Here is a 16,682-nt window from a genome sequence, read left to right on the forward strand (position 1 = left end):
CTGTGACGAGCCTGACGCGGTCCGCCAGGACCACGGCCGGGCGGGGACCTCCAGCCAGCCCATCGGAAGTACGGGAAGAGATGTCGGCACCGAACAAGTCGTACGACCCTGTTGAGGTCGAGGCACTGAAACCGGAAGAGATCGAGCGCATGCGGGACGAGGCGCTCGCCGCCTTCGCCGACGCAGGCGACCTCGACGCGCTGCGCGAGGCGAAGACGGCGCACATGGGCGACCGCTCGCCCCTCGCCCTCGCCAACCGCGAGATCGGCGCGCTGCCGCCCCAGGCCAAGGCCGAGGCGGGCAAGCGCGTCGGACAGGCCCGCGGCGCCGTGAACAAGGCCTTCGGGGCCCGCACGGTCGAGCTCGAAGCGGAGCGCGACGAGCGCGTGCTGGTCGAGGAGGCGGTGGACGTCACGCTGCCGTACGACCGCGTCCCCGCCGGCGCCCGGCACCCCCTGACCACGCTGATGGACCGCATCGCGGACATCTTCGTGGCCATGGGGTACGAGGTCGCCGAGGGTCCCGAGGTCGAGGCGGAGTGGTTCAACTTCGACGCCCTCAACTTCACGCCCGACCACCCGGCGCGCCAGATGCAGGACACGTTCTTCGTTCAGGGCCCCAAGGGCGTCCAGGGCGACGAGTCCGGCGTCGTGCTGCGCACCCACACCTCCCCGGTGCAGGCCCGCACGCTCCTGCACCGCGAGCCGCCCGTCTACGTCGTCTGCCCGGGCCGGGTCTTCCGTACCGACGAGCTCGACGCGACGCACACCCCGGTCTTCCACCAGATCGAGCTGCTCGCCGTCGACGAGGGCCTGACCATGGCCGACCTCAAGGGCACCCTGGACCACATGGTCCAGGCGCTCTTCGGTGCGGACATGACCACGCGCCTGCGCCCGAACTTCTTCCCGTTCACCGAGCCGTCCGCCGAGATGGACATGCAGTGCTACGTGTGCCGCGGCGAGTCGGTGGGCAACCCCGACCGGCCGTGCCGCACCTGCTCCAGCGAGGGCTGGATCGAGCTCGGCGGCTGCGGCATGGTCAACCCCAAGGTGCTCACCGCCTGCGGTGTGGACCCCGAGAAGTACAGCGGGTTCGCCTTCGGGTTCGGCATCGAGCGGATGCTGATGTTCCGCCACAACGTCGAAGACATGCGAGACATGGTCGAGGGTGACGTCCGGTTCACCCGGCCGTTCGGGATGGAGATCTGATGCGGGTCCCGCTTTCTTGGCTGCGGGAGTACGTCGACCTGCCTGCGGGCGAGACCGGTCGTGACGTACAGGCCAAGCTCATCGACGCCGGTCTCGAGGTCGAGACCGTCGAACAGCTCGGCGCGGGCCTCAAGGGCCCCCTGGTCGTCGGCCAGGTGCTGACCATCGAGGAGCTCGAGGGCTTCCGCAAGCCGATCCGCTTCTGCACGGTCGACGTCGGCCGGGCCAACGGCACCGGCGAGCCGCAGGAGATCGTCTGCGGCGCCCGGAACTTCTCCGTGGGCGACAAGGTCGTCGTGGTCCTCCCCGGCGCGGTGCTGCCCGGCGACTTCGCGATCGCCTCGCGCAAGACGTACGGCAGGACCTCGCACGGCATGATCTGCTCCGGCGACGAGCTGGGCATGGGCGACGACGGCACGCACGGCATCATCGTGCTGCCGCCCGAGCACGAGGTCGGCACCGACGCGATCGAGCTGCTCCAGCTCGTCGACGAGGTCCTCGACATCGCCGTCACCCCGGACCGCGGCTACTGCCTCTCGATGCGCGGTGTCGCCCGCGAGACGGCCACCGCCTACGGGCTGCCGCTGCGCGACCCGGCGCTGCTCGACGTCCCGGCCCCGAACTCGTACGGCTACCTGGTCAAGGTCGCCGACCCGCAGGGCTGCGACCGCTTCACCGCCCGCACCGTGACCGGCGTGTCCCCGGACGCCCGCTCGCCGATCTGGCTCAAGCGCCGCCTCCAGAAGGCCGGCATGCGCCCGATCTCGCTGGCCGTGGACATCACGAACTACGTGATGCTGGAGCTCGGCCAGCCGCTGCACGCCTACGACCGCTCCCGCATCGACGGCCCCATCGGGGTCCGCCGTGCCGAGCAGGGCGAGAAGTTCACCACCCTCGACGGAGTCAAGCGCACGCTCGACTCCGAAGACCTGGTGATCATCGACAACAGCGGCCCGATCGGCCTCGCCGGCGTCATGGGCGGCGCCGACACCGAGATCGCCGACCCGGTGACCGACCCCGAGACCGGCCTGGTCACGGGCACCACGGACATCGTCGTCGAGGCCGCGCACTTCGACGCGCTGTCGATCTCGCGCACCGCCCGGCGCCACAAGCTGTCCTCCGAGGCGTCCAAGCGCTTCGAGCGCGGTGTCGACCCGCAGGCCGCCGCCGCGGCCGCCCAGCGGACCGTCGACCTGCTGGTGCTGCTCGCCGGCGGCACCGCCGAGGCCGGCGTCACCGAGGTGATCGCCCCGTCCGCGCCGCACACCATCGCCATGCCGGCGAACCACCCGGACAAGGTCGCCGGCGTGGACTACGGCCGCGAGACCGTCGTACGCCGCCTCCAGGAGGTCGGCTGCGACGTGTACGGGCAGGACGAGCTCGTCGTCACCGTGCCCTCGTGGCGCCCCGACCTGCGCGAGCCCAACGACCTCGCCGAAGAGGTCATCCGGCTGGAGGGCTACGCCAACCTGCCCTCCACCCTGCCGCAGCCGCCGTCGGGCCGCGGCCTGACCGGCCGGCAGCTGCTGCACCGCCGGGTCGGCCGCGCGCTGGCCGGCGCCGGGTACGTCGAAGCGCTGAACTACCCGTTCGTCGGCGAGCAGGTCTTCGACCAGCTCCAGATCCCCGCGCACGACGCCTCCCGCCAGGTCGTCAAGCTGGTCAACCCGCTCTCCGACGAGGAGCCGGCGCTGCGCAGCACCCTGCTGCCGGGCCTGCTCGGCGCGCTGCGCCGCAACGACAGCCGCGGCAGCCACGACCTCGCGCTCTTCGAGACCGGTCTGGTGTTCCGCGCCGGCGCCCAGCCGGGCGTCGCGGTGCGGCTGCCCGTCGACCGCCGTCCCACCGACGAAGAGGTGGCCACGCTCAACGCCGCGCTGCCCGCGCAGCCGCGGTACGCCGCGGTCGTGCTGGCCGGGGCCCGCGAGCAGGCCGGCTGGTGGGGCAAGGGCCGCCCGGCCGAGTGGGCGGACGCCGTCGAGGCGGCGCGCTCGCTGGCCCGCGAGGCCGGTGCCGAGCTGGTGGTCCGCCAGGGCCAGTACGGCCCCTGGCACCCGGGCCGCTGTGCGGAGCTCCTCGTCTCCCTGGACGGCGTCGAGCAGGTCGTCGGCCACGCCGGCGAGCTGCACCCGCGCGTGGTCAAGGCCCTCGGCCTGCCGGCCCGCACCAGTGCGATGGAGCTGGACCTCGACCGCCTCGCGGCGGCCGGCGGCGAGGCGCTGCAGGCTCCCCGGATCTCCACCTTCCCGGTGGCGACCCAGGACGTCGCGCTGATCGTCGACGCGTCGGTCCCCGCCTCCTCGGTGGAGGCCGCGCTGCGCAAGGGCGCGGGCGAACTGCTCGAATCGCTGCGGCTGTTCGACGTGTTCACCGGTGAGCAGGTCGGCGAGGGCAAGAAGTCGCTCGCGTACGCGCTGCGCTTCCGCGCCGCCGACCGCACGCTGACGGCCGAGGAGTCCACGGCTGCCCGCGACGCGGCCGTCGCGCTCGCCGCCGAGCGCACCGGAGCGGTGCTGCGCGGAGCCTGAGCACCCGCGGCCGCAGTGCTGCAGGTGCGCAGTGCCTTGGTGCCTTAGTGCACGGACTGTGAGGGGCGTACCCGGGACACCGGGTGCGCCCCTCACTCGTTCGGGTGAGAAGTGCGGTGAACCCGGTGAGCAGAACCGGACGATCGACACAATCGTTCCGGCCGAGGGGGAACAGAGAGTCACCGGCCCGACCAGATGCACAGCCTTCGGGGAGGCCGTCGGCATGAACCACATGAGGGCGCGGTGGGCCACGCGCGACGAGGTGCCGCGGCTGCGCCGGCTGTGCGTGCTGACCTGGGGAGGCGCGGCGGTCTCCTGGCAGCTGTGCACGCCCGCTGCCGACGCGCTGGCGGCGCGGCTGGTGACCTGCATCGCCTTCCTGCTGCTCGCCACCGGTGCCGCGCTGTACATCCGGCAGTGCCTGCTCGGCGAGCTGCGGCGCACGCAGGAGATCGCCGGGGCCGCCCAGCGGGTCCTGCTGAGGCCGCTGCCGCCCCGGATGGAGGGGCTGGCGTTCGCCGCGGCCCAGCTGTCGGCGAGCCGGGGCGCGGCCGTCGGCGGCGACCTGTACGAAGCGGTCGCCACGCCCTACGGCGTGCGCGTCGTCATCGGGGACGTCCGCGGACACGGCCTGCCCGCCCTCGCCGCCGCGGCCGCCGTCCTCGGCAGCTTCCGCGAGGCGGCGTACGACGAGCGCAGTCTCTCCGGCGTGCTGCGCCGGATGGAGCGGGCCCTGCAGCGGCACCTGCGGGACCGTGCGCGGTCCGAGCACCCGGCCGCCTGCTCCGCGGATCCGGAGAGCTCGGTCGCCGAGGAGTTCGTGACGGTCCTGCTGCTGGAGATCGCGGGGGACGGCCGACTGCGGGCGCTCAACTGCGGCCACCCGTGGCCGTACCGGCTGCGTGGCGCCGCGGCCGCGCGTCCCGGCACGGCGGCTGCCGGTCTGCCGCGGGGCAGCGCCGAGGTGCTCGTCGGAGGCGATCCGCTGCCGCCGCTGGGGGCCTTCCCGCTCCCCGCCGAACTGCCCTCGCAGCTGTGCGCGCGGCTGCTGCCCGGCGAGGCCCTCTTCCTGCACACGGACGGCGTGGAGGACGCGCGGGACCGGGCGGGGCGGTACTTCCCGCTGCGCGGCGCGCTGACGGAGGCGGCGGGCGCTGCCGCTCCGCTCTCGCCCGCGGGCCTGGTGGCCGGGGTGCACGCCGCGCTGCTACGCCACACCAGCGGGCGACTCGCCGACGATGTCGCCCTGCTGGTGGTGCGCAACGACCGCCGCCTGCTGCCCGCGCAACCGCACGGGCAGGCGGTGTGCCGGGCAGCGACCCCGCACGGGACCTGACAGGTCCCGAGAGCGGAGTCTCGTCGAGGCGGCGGCGGGAGCGCCGCCCGCCCTGCCATGGAGTGTCGGGCAGACGGCAGGGCGGGCGGCGCGGGGTTCGGGCCGTCGCACTGTACGAGGGGGAGCCGACGGCCCGGGGCTGCCTCTTGGCGAGGCGCTTCAGTCAACCGGTCCCGGGGCTGCCCGCGGCAGGGTGCGAAGCGCATTTATGCGCGTTTACGGTTCACACCCCGTGTGAACGCGCCGCGCACTACGCTGAGTCCGACGAGCCCTTGGAGGGGCCCATGCAGCCCAACATCCTGCTCGACGCCCTCCTCTCGGAGGCGGGCATCTCGCACGCGGGCCTCGCCGCGCACGTCAACCAGGCCGGCCGCACCCGGGGGTTGGCGCTGCGGTACGAACACACCGCCGTGGCCCGCTGGTTGAAGGGGCAGCGGCCGCGCGGCCAGGTGCCCGACCTGATCTGCGAGGTGCTGGCGCGCAGGCTGAAGCGCACGCTGAGCCTCGACGACGTCGGCCTCGGCATCCCGGGTGCCCCCGCCGACCCGCAGGGCTCGCCGCTGAGCGGCTTCGTGGACCGCGCGACCGCCCTGTGGCGCTCGGACGAACAGGGCCGCCTCCCGCTGCTGTCGGCCGCGGCCGTGACGGGCACGCCGGCCGTCATCCCCGTGTGGGAGTGGGAGAACCCGCCCGAGGACGGCGACGTCTCCCGGTCCGGCCCCGTCCGGGTCGGCCCCGAGCACGTCGAGATCCTGCGGGCCGCCCGCATGCACTACGAACTCATGTACCGGCGGGCCGGGGGGATGGCGACCCGGGCCCGGATCGTGCGCTTCCTCGGCAGCGAGACCGCCCCGCTGCTGCGCGGCAGCTACTCCGACGACCTGGGCCGCCGGCTGCACCGGGCCGCGGGCTCGCTGGTGGCGGTCGCGGGCATCTGTGCGTACGACTCGGACGCCCACGGGCTCGCGCAGCGCTACTTCCACCAGGCGCTGCGGCTGGCGAAGGCCAGCGGGGACCGGGGGCTGGGCGCGTACGTCATCGCGCTGCTCGTCAACCAGTCCCTCCACCTGCGGGAGCACCGGCAGGCGGTGGCCTTCGCGGAGGCCGCGCTGCGGGCCGCCGACCGCCACACCACCCCGGCGCTGGCCGCCGACCTGTACGCGATGCAGGCCAAGGCGTTCGCCCGGCTCGGCGACACCCCGGGGGCGCTGGCCTGCATCCGGCGGGCCGAGGCGGCGGCCGAGCGGATCCGTCCGGGCACCGAGCCGGACGAGACCGGGTACGTGCAGCCGGGGCTGGTCAACGTGCAGGTGGCGGAGGCGCTGCTCAGCCTGGGGGACCTGGGCGGGGCGTACGAGCAGGCGGTCGCGGCGGTCGGCACTCCCGCCCACGACCGGGGACGGGTGCACCGGCTGGCCATGCTGTGCGAGATCCAGCTGCGCCAGGGGGAGGCGGAGCCGGCCGTGGCGGCCGCGGCCGAAATGGCCGAGCGGGCACGGGGGATGGAGTCGCACCGGCTGCGGGAGCGGCTGCGCACGGTCCGGGAACGGCTCCTGACCAGCGGCTGTACCGGCGCGCAGGAGACGGCCGAGCTCATCGACGGGGCGCTGCGCGTTCCCCTGTGACCTGGCAGCTGCTGCCATGTTGCCACCCACTCGAAGGGAAGGTGGCACAACCGTGCAGTGGACGAACCTGAGTGAGCAGACTGTGTACAAGAACCACTGGTTCCGGGTGAATCTCGCCGATGTCGCCCTGCCGGACGGCCGGCACCTGGACCACTTCCTGATCCGGATGCGGCCGGTCGCCGTGGCGACGGCGGTCAACGAGTCCAACGAGGTCCTGCTGCTGTGGCGGCACCGGTTCATCACGGACAGCTGGGGCTGGGAGCTGCCCGCGGGGGTGGTCGAGGACGGCGAGGACATCGCCGGGGCCGCGGCCCGCGAGATGGAGGAGGAGTCGGGCTGGCGCCCCGGCCCGCTCCACCACCTGATGACGGTCGAGCCGTCCAACGGCCTGACCGACGCCCGCCACCACCTCTACTGGGCGGACGGCGCCACCTACGTCGGCCACCCGCAGGACGACTTCGAATCCTCACGCCGCGAGTGGGTGCCGCTCAAGCTCGTGCCGGACATGATCGCGCGCGGCGAGGTGCCGGCCGCCAACATGGCGGCCGGTCTCCTGCTGCTGCACCATCTCCGGCTGGGCTGAGACGGCCCCGGGGGATCACCCGTACGGGTAGAAGCCCGATCCCGTCTTGCGGCCGAGGCGGCCCGCGTCGACCATCCGCTGGAGCAGCGGGGGAGCGGCGTACAGCGGCTCCTTGAACTCGGCGTACATGCTGTCGGCGACCGAGGCGACGGTGTCCAGGCCGATGAGGTCCGCGAGCTTGAGCGGACCCATCGGGTGGGCGCAGCCGAGCTCCATGCCGTTGTCGATGTCCTCGCGGCTCGCGATCCCGGACTCGAACATCCGGATCGCCGACAGCAGGTACGGGATGAGCAGCGCGTTCACGACGAAGCCGGAGCGGTCCTGGGCGCGGATGGCGTGCTTGCCGAGCACGTCCCGCACCAGGGCGTCGGCGCGCTTGACCGTCTCCTCGGAGGTGGTCAGTGCGGGGATCAGCTCGACGAGCTTCTGCACCGGCGCCGGGTTGAAGAAGTGGATGCCGATGACCTGGTCCGGACGCGAGGTCGCGACGGCCAGCTTCACCAGCGGGATGGAAGAGGTGTTCGAGGCGAGGATCGCGTCCTGCCGGGTGACCACCTGGTCGAGGACCTGGAAGATCTCGGTCTTGATCTGCTCGTTCTCCACGACCGCCTCGATGACGAGGTCGCGGTCGGCGAACTCGCCGAGGTCGGTGGTGAAGCTCAGGCGGGCCAGGGTCGCGTCCCGCTCCTCCTCGCTGATCTTGCCGCGTTCGGCGGCCTTGGTCAGGGAGTTGTGCAGCCGGGTCCGCCCGATCTCCAGGGCCTCGCCGGTGGTCTCGGCGACCTTGACCTCAAGACCACTGCGGGCGCACACCTCGGCGATGCCCGCGCCCATCTGGCCACAGCCCACTACGCCGACGCGCTTGATGTCGGTAGGGAGGTCAGTCACATCGTGCCTTTCGTGGTCATCCGCCGGCAGGTCCCCCGTGTGTCAGTGATAACTGCATTCCGGCGCCCGCCACGCCCCCCGACGTTACTCCCGACCCTGCACGGTCCGCGGGGCCGGGGCGGGCATGCTGGGCGCGTACGGATCTTCGTCACTCAGTGAGACGGGAGTGTCACATGGCGCACATCGGGCGCAGGGGGCTGCTGGCAGGGGCGGCGGGTGCCCTGGCCGGTGCCGTGACGGCGGCGGGTACGGGCATCGCAGTGGTGGGAACGGGCGCCGGGACGGCGGCGGCCGCGGCCGGGCCGACGGGCCGGGAGCGGGGCCCCGGACCGGAGTTCCGCGGCATGTGGGTGGCCAGCGTGCAGAACGTCGACTGGCCCTCGCGGTCGGGACTGAGCGCGGAGCGCCAGCGCGCGGAGCTCGTCGGGCTGCTGGACACCGCCGTGGAGCGCAGGCTCAACGCCGTGGTGCTCCAGGTGCGCCCCAGCGCCGACGCCATGTGGCCGTCGTCCTTCGAGCCGTGGTCGCAGTGGCTGACCGGCGTGCAGGGCGCCGACCCGGGCTGGGACCCGCTCGGCACGGCGGTGACCGAGGCCCATGCGCGGGGGCTGGAGCTGCACGCGTGGTTCAACCCGTACCGGGTGGCCAACAACCACGACGATCCCGGCCGGCTGGCGTCCTCGCACCCGGCGCGCGAGAACCCCTCGTGGACGGTCCCCTACGGCGGGAAGCTCTACTACAACCCGGGGCTGCCGGAGGTGCGGCGCTTCGTGCAGGACGCGATGCTCGACGCGGTCGCCCGCTATCCGGTCGACGCCGTGCACTGGGACGACTACTTCTACCCGTACCCGGTCGACGGGGAGTACTTCGACGACGACGCCGCCTACGAGGAACACGGCGGGGACTTCGCCTCCCGGGCCGCCTGGCGGCGCCACAACACCGACACGCTGGTGCGCGAGATGTCCGAGCGGATCGCGGCGGTGCGTCCCGGCACCCGGTTCGGGATCAGCCCGTTCGGCGTGTGGCGCACCAAGTCGGCGGACCCGCGGGGCTCCGACACCACCAGCCTGGCGACGTACGACGACCTGTACGCCGACACCCGGCGCTGGGTCCGGGAGCGCTGGATCGACTACGTCGTGCCGCAGCTCTACTGGCACATCGGGTACAAGTCCGCCGACTACGCCACGCTGGTGCCCTGGTGGGCGCAGACCGTCCGTGACACCGGCGTCGACCTGTACGTCGGCGAGGCGCTCTACCGGTGTGACGCGAACAGCTCCACCGCCGCCTGGCGCCGTACCGACGAGCTGTCCCGGCATCTCACGCTGGCGGCCCGGCACGCCGAGGTCCGCGGCCACGTGTTCTTCTCCGCGAAGCAGGTGGCCGCGGATCCCAACGGAGCGATGGCCCGGGTCGTGGCCGACCACTACCCGGCGGCAGTGCCGCCGCGCTGATCAGTGTCCGGGCTCCGCGGGGTGTCGTACGACGCAGTCGGGGCCCGGGGACATCACTGCCTCGTGGCCGTCCTCGAAGCGCACGCGGTAGGGAGGGGTGCCGTTGTCGCCCAGCACCTGCGTGATCTCGCCCACCTTGTCGTGCTGTCCCACGACTCTGCCGTGCTGCACCAGCTGGTCGCCTTCGGTCGCGCGCATTGCTGACCTCCCTGGGGGCGGAGTGTTCCGGTGACAGCAGTTTACGGCGGTTCGTCGTATTTAAGCCCGCTGGGTCACCGCGATGCAGAGCAGTACGCCGACGGCTGCGAGCGGGACGGCGGGGGACAGTTGCTCGCCCAGCAGTGCCACCGACCACACGAGGGTCAGGAGCGGCTGGGCGAGCTGGAGCTGACTGGCCCGGGCGGGGCCGATCGAGGCGATCCCGCGGTACCAGACGTACCCGCCGCAGAAGGTCGAGCCCACCGCCACCCACACCAGGCCCGTCACCCCGTGCCAGGTCAGGTGCACGGGCTCGTACGCGAGGCCCAGCGCGGCCCCGGTCAGGGCGACGGGCAGGCACAGCACCAGGGCCCACCCCATCACCTGCCAGCCCGGCATCAGCCGGGCCAGCCGGCCGCCTTCGACGTAGGCGGCGGCGCAGACGAGCAGGGCGACGAACAGGTAGCCGTCGCCCGGCGCGAGGGAGCCGCCGTTCTGGCCGAGGGTGAAGCCGACGACGACGGCGGCCCCGGCGAGCGCCGCGGCCCAGAAGGTGCGTGAGGGCCGGACCCCGGTGCGCACGGCCGCGAACGCCGCGGTCGTCAGCGGCAGCAGGCCCACGATCACGGCCGCGTGCGAGGTGGTCGACGTCCGGAGCGCCAGGGTGGTCAGGATCGGGAAGCCGGCCACGACCCCGCCCGCGACCACGGCGAGCCCCGCCCAGTGGGCACGGTGCGGCAGCGGCACGCGCAGGGCGAGCAGGAGGGCGACCGCGACCGTGGCGGCCAGCGTGGCGCGCAGGGCGACCAGCGACCAGGGGCCGAAGCTCTCCAGGCCCCAGGCGGTGGAGGGGAAGGTCGTGGAGAAGGCGGCGACGCCGAGCGCGGCGTACGCGGTCCCGCGGCCGGAGCCCGCTCCCCGGGTCTCCCGGGCCGGGACCGCTATCGGCGAAGAGGCGGTAGCGCTATTCTGTGCTCTCATGAACGAGCGTAGCAGTGGGGCAGAACTGACGGAGTTCCTGCGCTCTGAACTGAACCGCTATCCAGTAGGTGGAAAGCTGCCGTCGAGCCGGGTGCTCGTCGAGCGCTTCCGGGTCAGTCCGGTGACCGTGACCCGGGTACTCGCCCAGCTGGCCGCCGAAGGCCTCGTCGTGACCCGGCCCGGCGCGGGCGCCTTCCGGGCCCGGCCCCGCACCGAGGCCGCCGTGGCGGGCGATACCTCCTGGCAGGAGGTCACCCTCAGCGCCGAGCCCGCCGGCGAGTCCGTGCCGCGCTCCGTGGACGCCTCCGGGGTCCTGGTCTCGCTGGCGGTGCCTCCCGCCGGGGTGAGCGAGCTCAACGGCGGCTACCTGCACCCGTCCCTGCAGCCCGAGCGGGCGATGGCCGCCGCCCTCGCGCGCGCCGGACGCCGGCCCGGCGCCTGGACCCGCCCGCCCGTCGACGGCCTGCCCGAGCTGCGCGACTGGTTCGCCCGCGCGATCGGCGGACAGGTCACCGCCGCCGACGTCCTGGTCACGGCGGGCGGCCAGAGCGCCCTGACCACCGCCCTGCGGGCCGTGGCCCCGCCCGGGGCCCCCGTACTCGTCGAGTCCCCGACCTACCCGGGGATGCTCGCCATCGCCCGCGCCTCCGGACTGCGGCCCGTGCCCGTACCGGTGGACGCGCAGGGGGTGCGCACCGAACTGCTCGAAGCGGCCTTCGAGGCCACCGGCGCCCGCGTGTTCATCTGCCAGCCGCTCTTCCAGAACCCCACCGGATCGGTGCTCTCCGAGGCCCGGCGCGCCGAGGTGCGCCGGATCGCCCGCGCCGCCGGGGCCTTCGTCGTCGAGGACGACTTCGCCCGCCACCTCGGCCACGACGACGGCGTCACCCTGCCCGTCCCGCTGGCGGCCGACGACCCGGACGGGGTCGTCGTGCACGTCCGCTCGCTCACCAAGGCCACCTCGCCCAGCCTGCGGGTGGGCGCGCTCGCCGCCCGCGGGCCGGTGCTGGAGCGGCTGCGGGCCATCCAGGTCGTCGACAGCTTCTTCGTACCGCGGCCGCTCCAGGAGACCGCCCTGGAACTGGTGGGCGCACCCGCCTGGGCCCGGCACCTGCGGACCGTCGGAGCCGAGCTGGGGCACCGCCGCGACGTCCTCGCCCGGGAGCTGGCCCTGCGCCTGCCGGCCCTGAGGCTGCCCCACCTCCCGGGCGGCGGGTACCAGTTGTGGGCCCGGCTGCCCGACGGCACCGACGAGGCCGGCTTCGTCGCGGCCGCCCTGCGCGAGGGGGTGGCGGTGGGGCCGGGCCGCCCGTTCTTCAGCGCCGAGCCGCCGGCGCCGCACATCCGCCTGAGCTTCGCCGGGGTGTCGGGGTCCGCCGAACTCACCGACGCCGTGCGCCGGCTGTCGGCCTGCGCGCATCTGCTGCGCACTGACGCTTGACCAGGTGCGTGAGGCGGCTCACCATCGCCGCATGCATGTTCGGGTCTCGCTCGTCGCCGCAGCGCGCAGTTCCCCACTGCTCGCCGAGCGCTTCGACGACGACCGGCCGCTCGACCGGACCGGCTGGCAGACGGTGGAGCACGCGGCGCGCGGGCTGGTGGCCCTGGGTGCGGCAGAGCTCCGCTACTGCTCGCCCACACCCCGCAGCAGGGCCACCGGGCAGGCCCTCGGCTACGCCCCGATCGCCCAGCCCGCGCTGCGCGAGTGCGACATGGGGCGCTGGCGGGGGCTGACCCTGGCGGAGGTCGCGGCGCGCGAACCCGAAGCCGTCGACGCCTGGCTGGCCGACCCGCGGTCCGCCCCGCACGGCGGCGAGTCCCTGCTGGCCTTCATCACCAGGATCGGCGGCTGGCTCGACACCCGGCCCGCCGACGACGGCGGAGCGATCGTGGCCGTCGCCGAACCCTCCGTGGTCCGCGCGGCCCTGGTCTACGCGCTCCAGGCGCCCCCGCTGACCTACTGGAACGTCGACGTGCGCCCGCTGGCCGCCGTCACCCTCCACGGCTGGGCCGGCCGCTGGCACCTGTCCCTCCAGGCGCCCGCCTGAGCGGGCCGGACCGCGCGTAAATGCATTGAGGCCGACGGCGGCCGCCGCCTAGTCTGCGATCATGGACGACACTTCTGCCGACGTGCACATCACCACCCTGGCCGAGCGGCCCGAACTGGCCTCCCGGCTCTGGGACATGAAGGACAGCTGGCCGGAGTTCTCGCTCCAGGACCCGCTGGGCTGGCTGCTGTACGGCCGGATCGTCGCCGAGCTGCCCGAGTACGTGCTCGTGGCCACCGCGGGCACCGACGGCACCGAAGCTGACGAGGTGGTCGCCCGCGCCTTCAGCCTGCCGTTCGCGCTGCACCGGCCGGGCCGCGGCGAACTCCCCGCCCGCGGCTGGGACCAGATATTCCTGTGGGCCTTCTCCGACCTGCGCCACGGCGTCGCGCCCGACACCGTCAGCGCGATCGAGATCACCGTCGCCACCGGGCGCCAGGGCACCGGGCTCTCCGGCCGGATGCTGGCCGCGATGCGCGACAACGCCCGCTCCCGCGGCTTCTCCGAGGTCGTCGCCCCTGTCCGCCCCAACCTCAAGCACGCCGAACCCGACGCCCTCATCGACGAGTACGCCTTCCGCACCCGCGAGGACGGCCTGCCGTACGACCCGTGGCTGCGGGTCCACGTCCGCGCCGGCGGCGTCATCGACAAGGTCGCCCCGGCCTCGATGACCATCTCGGGCGGCCTCGACGAGTGGCGGGCCTGGACCGGCCTGCCCTTCGACACCGCCGGCCCGGTCACCGTCCCGGGCGCCCTGGTCCCGGTCCGGTGCGAACCGGACCAGGGCTACGCCGTCTACGTCGAGCCCAACGTGTGGGTCCGTCACGGCCTGGGCTGAGCCCCCGCCACGTCGTACGTCGTCTGCACGAATCCCGCCGATCCCGCTCCCAGGGTCCTCGTCGTGCGGTGGGTGAGCCCCACGTCCCCGTCCAGCGGCCCGAAGAGCGGGATCCCCTCGCCGATCAGGACCGGAGCGGTCGTCACGGTGAGCTCGTCGAGCAGGCCCTCGCGCAGGAAGGACTGCACGACCTGCCCGCCGTCCACGTAGACGTTCCGCGCCCCGACCGCCTCCAGGTGCGCCAGGAGGGGGGCCAGGCCGGGCAGGACGGTGACGCGCGGGTCCGGGGGAGCGGGCCGGGTGCTCAGGACCAGCACGCGCAGGCCGTCGTACGGCCAGAAGCCGAAGGTGAGCACCTTCTCGTAGGTGTTGCGGCCCATGACCAGGGTGTCGATGCCCGCGATGAAGGCCTCGTAGCCGGTGTCCCCGGCCTCGGCGCCGCGCTCTTCGAGCCAGTCCAGGCTGCCGTCGGGTCGGGCGATGTACCCGTCGAGGCTGGCTCCCAGGTACCCGTGGGCCCGGAAGTGCCGTGCGGGCCGCTCGTCAGTGGTGGGGGTGGGGGTGGTCACCGGATGCCTCCCGGGTCGGTTCGGTGCGGTACGGGGCGAGGACGTGGTCGAGGGCGGCGCACTGGCGGCGGGCGAGGGTGTCCTCGCGGTCCACGGCCCACAGGAGCCCGCTGCCCGCCACGGCGGCCTGTACGGCGGCGGTGAGCGGGCCGGTCTCCGTGTCCGGCAGCAGTTCGCCCGCGTCCAGGGCCTGCGCCAGCAGCCGTGCGATCAGCCCGCCCTGCCGGCGCTGTGCGTCGAGGGCGACCTCGCGGAACTCCGGATCGCCGAGGTCCGCGCAGAGGAACGCCAGGTGGTGGGCGAAGGACTCGGGGGTGTCCAGCGGCTCGGAGAGCCCGGTCAGCAGCGCGCCGAGGGCCGCGAGGGGGGAGGTGTGCGAGGCGCGCACCTGCTCGTAGAGTGTCCCCGTGTCTTGGGCGCTGTGTTCCGCCAGTGCGAGGAGCAGTCCGCGCTTGGATCCGAACCGCTGTACGAGCGTGCCCGGCACCAGGCCCGCTTCCCGCGCGACCAGCGCCAGGGTCAGCTTCGCGGGCCCCGCGCGGCCCATCACCGCCACGGCGGCCCGCAGGATCTCCGCATCGTCCACGCTCCGGGGACGCCCGGCCATCGGCTGTCCTCCCTCGTCCTCGTCGTCTTCGTCGAACGGGCATTAATAAATGCCCGTTCATTTATTACACCATGCGCCGGCGCCCGCGACCCGGAAGGACTTTGCATAAACGTGCAGCGTTACGTATAGTCATGCCCCCAAGGAGGAGGGTCCGATGGTGGTACGAGTTGCGGTGGCCGGAGCGAGCGGATACGCGGGCGGGGAGCTGCTGCGCCTGCTGCTCGCGCACCCCGAGGTCGAAATCGGTGCCCTGACCGGCGCTTCCAACGCAGGGCAGCGGTTCGGTGCGCTCCAGCCGCATCTGCTCCCGCTCGCCGACCGGGTCCTGGACGCCACCACGCCGGACGTGCTGGCCGGACACGACGTGGTCTTCCTCGCCCTGCCCCACGGCCAGTCCGCCGCCGTCGCCGAACAACTGGGCGACGACACCCTCGTCGTGGACATGGGCGCCGACTTCCGGCTGAAGGACGCCGCCGACTGGGAGGAATTCTACGGGTCCCCGCACGCGGGCACCTGGCCGTACGGACTCCCCGAACTCCCGGGCGGCCGCGCCGCGCTGGAGGGCGCCAAGCGCGTCGCCGTACCCGGCTGCTTCCCCACCGCCGTCTCCCTCGCGCTCTTCCCGGCGTACGCGCAAGGCCTGGCCGAGCCGGAAGCGGTGATCGTCGCCGCCACCGGCACCTCCGGCGCGGGGAAGGCCCTCAAGCCGCACCTGCTCGGCTCCGAGGTGATGGGCTCCGTCACCCCGTACGGCGTCGGCGGCGGCCACCGGCACACCCCCGAGATGGTGCAGAACCTGTCCCCGCTGGCCGGGCAGCGCGTTTCGGTGTCGTTCACGCCGAACCTCGTCCCCATGCCCCGCGGCATCCTCGCCACCTGCTCGGCCAAGGCCGTGCCCGGGACCACGGCCGAGTCGCTGCGCGCCGCGTACGAGAAGGCCTTCGCGGACGAGCCGTTCGTCCACCTGCTCCCGGAGGGCCGCTGGCCGTCGACGGCGTCGGTCTACGGTTCCAACGCCGTTCAGGTCCAGGTCGCCCACGACGAGGCGGCGCAGCGGATCATCGCGGTCAGCGCCATCGACAATCTGACCAAGGGCACCGCCGGCGGGGCGGTGCAGAGCATGAACATCGCCCTCGGCTTCCCCGAGAGCCTCGGACTTTCCACGATCGGAGTCGCACCGTGAGCGTCGCACGCGCGGCCACCGGGCTGCAGACGACGATGATGGCCGTGCCGGCGCGCCGCGCGGGCGGAGAAGCGAAGAAGGAGATGCAGTGAGCGTCACCGCTGCTCAGGGATTCACCGCCGCCGGCGTCGCGGTCGGCATCAAGGAGAACGGCAACCCGGACCTGGCCCTCGTGGTCAACAACGGGCCGAGGCTGTCGGCCGCGGGCGTCTTCACCTCCAACCGGGTCAAGGCGGCCCCGGTGCACTGGACCGAGCAGGTCCTGCGCGGCGGCACCGTCTCCGCCGTCGTCCTCAACTCCGGCGGCGCGAACGCCTGCACCGGGCCGAAGGGCTTCCAGGACACCCACGCCACCGCCGAGAAGGTCGCCGAGGTCCTCGGCGGCGAGCACAACGCCGGCGAGGTCGCCGTGGCCTCCACCGGCCTGATCGGCGTGCTGCTCCCGATGGACAAACTGCTGCCGGGCGTCGAGCAGGCCGCCGCGGCCCTGACGGCCGACGGCGGCGAGGACGCCGCCATCGCCATCAAGACCACCGACACCGTCCACAAGACGGCCGTGGTGACGCGCGAGGGCTGGACGGTCGGCGGGATGGCCAAGGGCGCGGGCATGCTCGCGCCGGGCCTGGCCACGATGCTGGT

At 73.5% G+C, this 16,682-nt stretch carries 16 protein-coding genes; 11 read left to right on the forward strand and 5 right to left on the reverse strand.

The features are described from left to right. Positions 1 to 80: 80 nt before the first annotated feature. The 5 genes from pheS (at position 81) to ACZ7H1_RS15515 (ending at position 7,280) form a co-directional block, all read left to right on the forward strand. Positions 81 to 1,208, forward strand: coding sequence for a phenylalanine--tRNA ligase subunit alpha (pheS, locus tag ACZ7H1_RS15495; protein ID WP_470786969.1), 1,128 nt, complete (start codon positions 81 to 83; stop codon positions 1,206 to 1,208). Continuing rightward, on the forward strand, positions 1,208 to 3,736 hold the full coding sequence (gene pheT / locus ACZ7H1_RS15500) for a phenylalanine--tRNA ligase subunit beta (protein WP_470786970.1): 2,529 nt from the start codon (positions 1,208 to 1,210) through the stop codon (positions 3,734 to 3,736). The genes pheS and pheT overlap by 1 nt, the downstream gene beginning before the upstream one ends. Positions 3,737 to 3,968: 232 nt before the next feature. Then, a complete protein-coding gene (locus tag ACZ7H1_RS15505) occupies positions 3,969 to 5,072 on the forward strand; it encodes a PP2C family protein-serine/threonine phosphatase (RefSeq protein WP_470787008.1) in 1,104 nt (367 codons plus the stop codon). A 284-nt stretch (positions 5,073 to 5,356) separates the two neighbouring features. After that, entirely contained in the window at positions 5,357 to 6,697 is a 1,341-nt protein-coding gene (locus ACZ7H1_RS15510; protein WP_470786972.1) for a transcriptional regulator, read from the forward strand. 52 nt (positions 6,698 to 6,749) lie between these two features. Further along, positions 6,750 to 7,280 (forward strand): NUDIX hydrolase, encoded by a 531-nt coding sequence (locus ACZ7H1_RS15515; RefSeq protein ID WP_470786974.1) that lies wholly within the window; start codon positions 6,750 to 6,752, stop codon positions 7,278 to 7,280. Between the two features lie 15 nt (positions 7,281 to 7,295). Here ACZ7H1_RS15515 and ACZ7H1_RS15520 read toward each other — a convergent pair whose 3' ends face one another. Further along, positions 7,296 to 8,168 (reverse strand): 3-hydroxybutyryl-CoA dehydrogenase, encoded by an 873-nt coding sequence (locus tag ACZ7H1_RS15520; protein ID WP_470786976.1) that lies wholly within the window; start codon positions 8,166 to 8,168, stop codon positions 7,296 to 7,298. A 173-nt stretch (positions 8,169 to 8,341) separates the two neighbouring features. On the opposite strand from ACZ7H1_RS15520, the gene ACZ7H1_RS15525 reads away from it, so the two are divergent. After that, on the forward strand, positions 8,342 to 9,619 hold the full coding sequence (locus ACZ7H1_RS15525) for a glycoside hydrolase family 10-like protein (protein ID WP_470786977.1): 1,278 nt from the start codon (positions 8,342 to 8,344) through the stop codon (positions 9,617 to 9,619). On the opposite strand, the gene ACZ7H1_RS15530 is transcribed toward ACZ7H1_RS15525, so the two are convergent. Beyond that, complete coding sequence (locus tag ACZ7H1_RS15530; RefSeq protein WP_470786979.1) at positions 9,620 to 9,817, reverse strand: DUF1918 domain-containing protein; 198 nt, start codon at positions 9,815 to 9,817, stop codon at positions 9,620 to 9,622. A 60-nt stretch (positions 9,818 to 9,877) separates the two neighbouring features. Next, positions 9,878 to 10,798 carry a DMT family transporter gene (locus ACZ7H1_RS15535; protein ID WP_470786980.1) on the reverse strand — a complete coding sequence of 307 codons (921 nt, stop codon included), beginning with the start codon at positions 10,796 to 10,798 and terminating at the stop codon, positions 9,878 to 9,880. Between ACZ7H1_RS15535 and ACZ7H1_RS15540 the strand changes: the two genes are divergently transcribed. From ACZ7H1_RS15540 to ACZ7H1_RS15550, 3 genes are all read left to right on the forward strand, one after another. Continuing rightward, positions 10,797 to 12,239, forward strand: coding sequence for an aminotransferase-like domain-containing protein (locus tag ACZ7H1_RS15540; protein ID WP_470786982.1), 1,443 nt, complete (start codon positions 10,797 to 10,799; stop codon positions 12,237 to 12,239). The two genes, ACZ7H1_RS15535 and ACZ7H1_RS15540, sit on opposite strands and share 2 nt — an antisense overlap. 31 nt (positions 12,240 to 12,270) lie before the next feature. Further along, a complete protein-coding gene (locus ACZ7H1_RS15545) occupies positions 12,271 to 12,846 on the forward strand; it encodes a histidine phosphatase family protein (protein ID WP_470786983.1) in 576 nt (191 codons plus the stop codon). Positions 12,847 to 12,907: 61 nt separating this feature from the next. Further along, positions 12,908 to 13,684: an N-acetyltransferase gene (locus ACZ7H1_RS15550; protein WP_470786984.1), complete on the forward strand. Its 777-nt coding sequence runs from the start codon at positions 12,908 to 12,910 to the stop codon at positions 13,682 to 13,684. Here the strand turns inward: ACZ7H1_RS15550 and ACZ7H1_RS15555 are convergent. Then, positions 13,669 to 14,253 carry a dihydrofolate reductase family protein gene (locus ACZ7H1_RS15555; RefSeq protein WP_470786985.1) on the reverse strand — a complete coding sequence of 195 codons (585 nt, stop codon included), beginning with the start codon at positions 14,251 to 14,253 and terminating at the stop codon, positions 13,669 to 13,671. The two genes, ACZ7H1_RS15550 and ACZ7H1_RS15555, sit on opposite strands and share 16 nt — an antisense overlap. Further along, positions 14,228 to 14,860, reverse strand: a complete 633-nt coding sequence (locus ACZ7H1_RS15560) for a TetR/AcrR family transcriptional regulator (protein WP_470786986.1) — start codon at positions 14,858 to 14,860, stop codon at positions 14,228 to 14,230. Before ACZ7H1_RS15560 ends, ACZ7H1_RS15555 begins: the two co-directional genes overlap by 26 nt. A gap of 154 nt (positions 14,861 to 15,014) precedes the next feature. Here ACZ7H1_RS15560 and argC point away from each other — a divergent pair, with 154 nt between their 5' ends. Then, a complete protein-coding gene (gene argC / locus ACZ7H1_RS15565) occupies positions 15,015 to 16,043 on the forward strand; it encodes an N-acetyl-gamma-glutamyl-phosphate reductase (RefSeq protein WP_470786987.1) in 1,029 nt (342 codons plus the stop codon). An 88-nt stretch (positions 16,044 to 16,131) separates the two neighbouring features. After that, positions 16,132 to 16,682, forward strand: a 551-nt coding sequence (locus tag ACZ7H1_RS15570) for a bifunctional ornithine acetyltransferase/N-acetylglutamate synthase (RefSeq protein ID WP_470786989.1), incomplete at its 3' end; no start/stop codon positions are given.

The organism is Streptomyces sp. NPDC037401 (assembly GCF_055602345.1).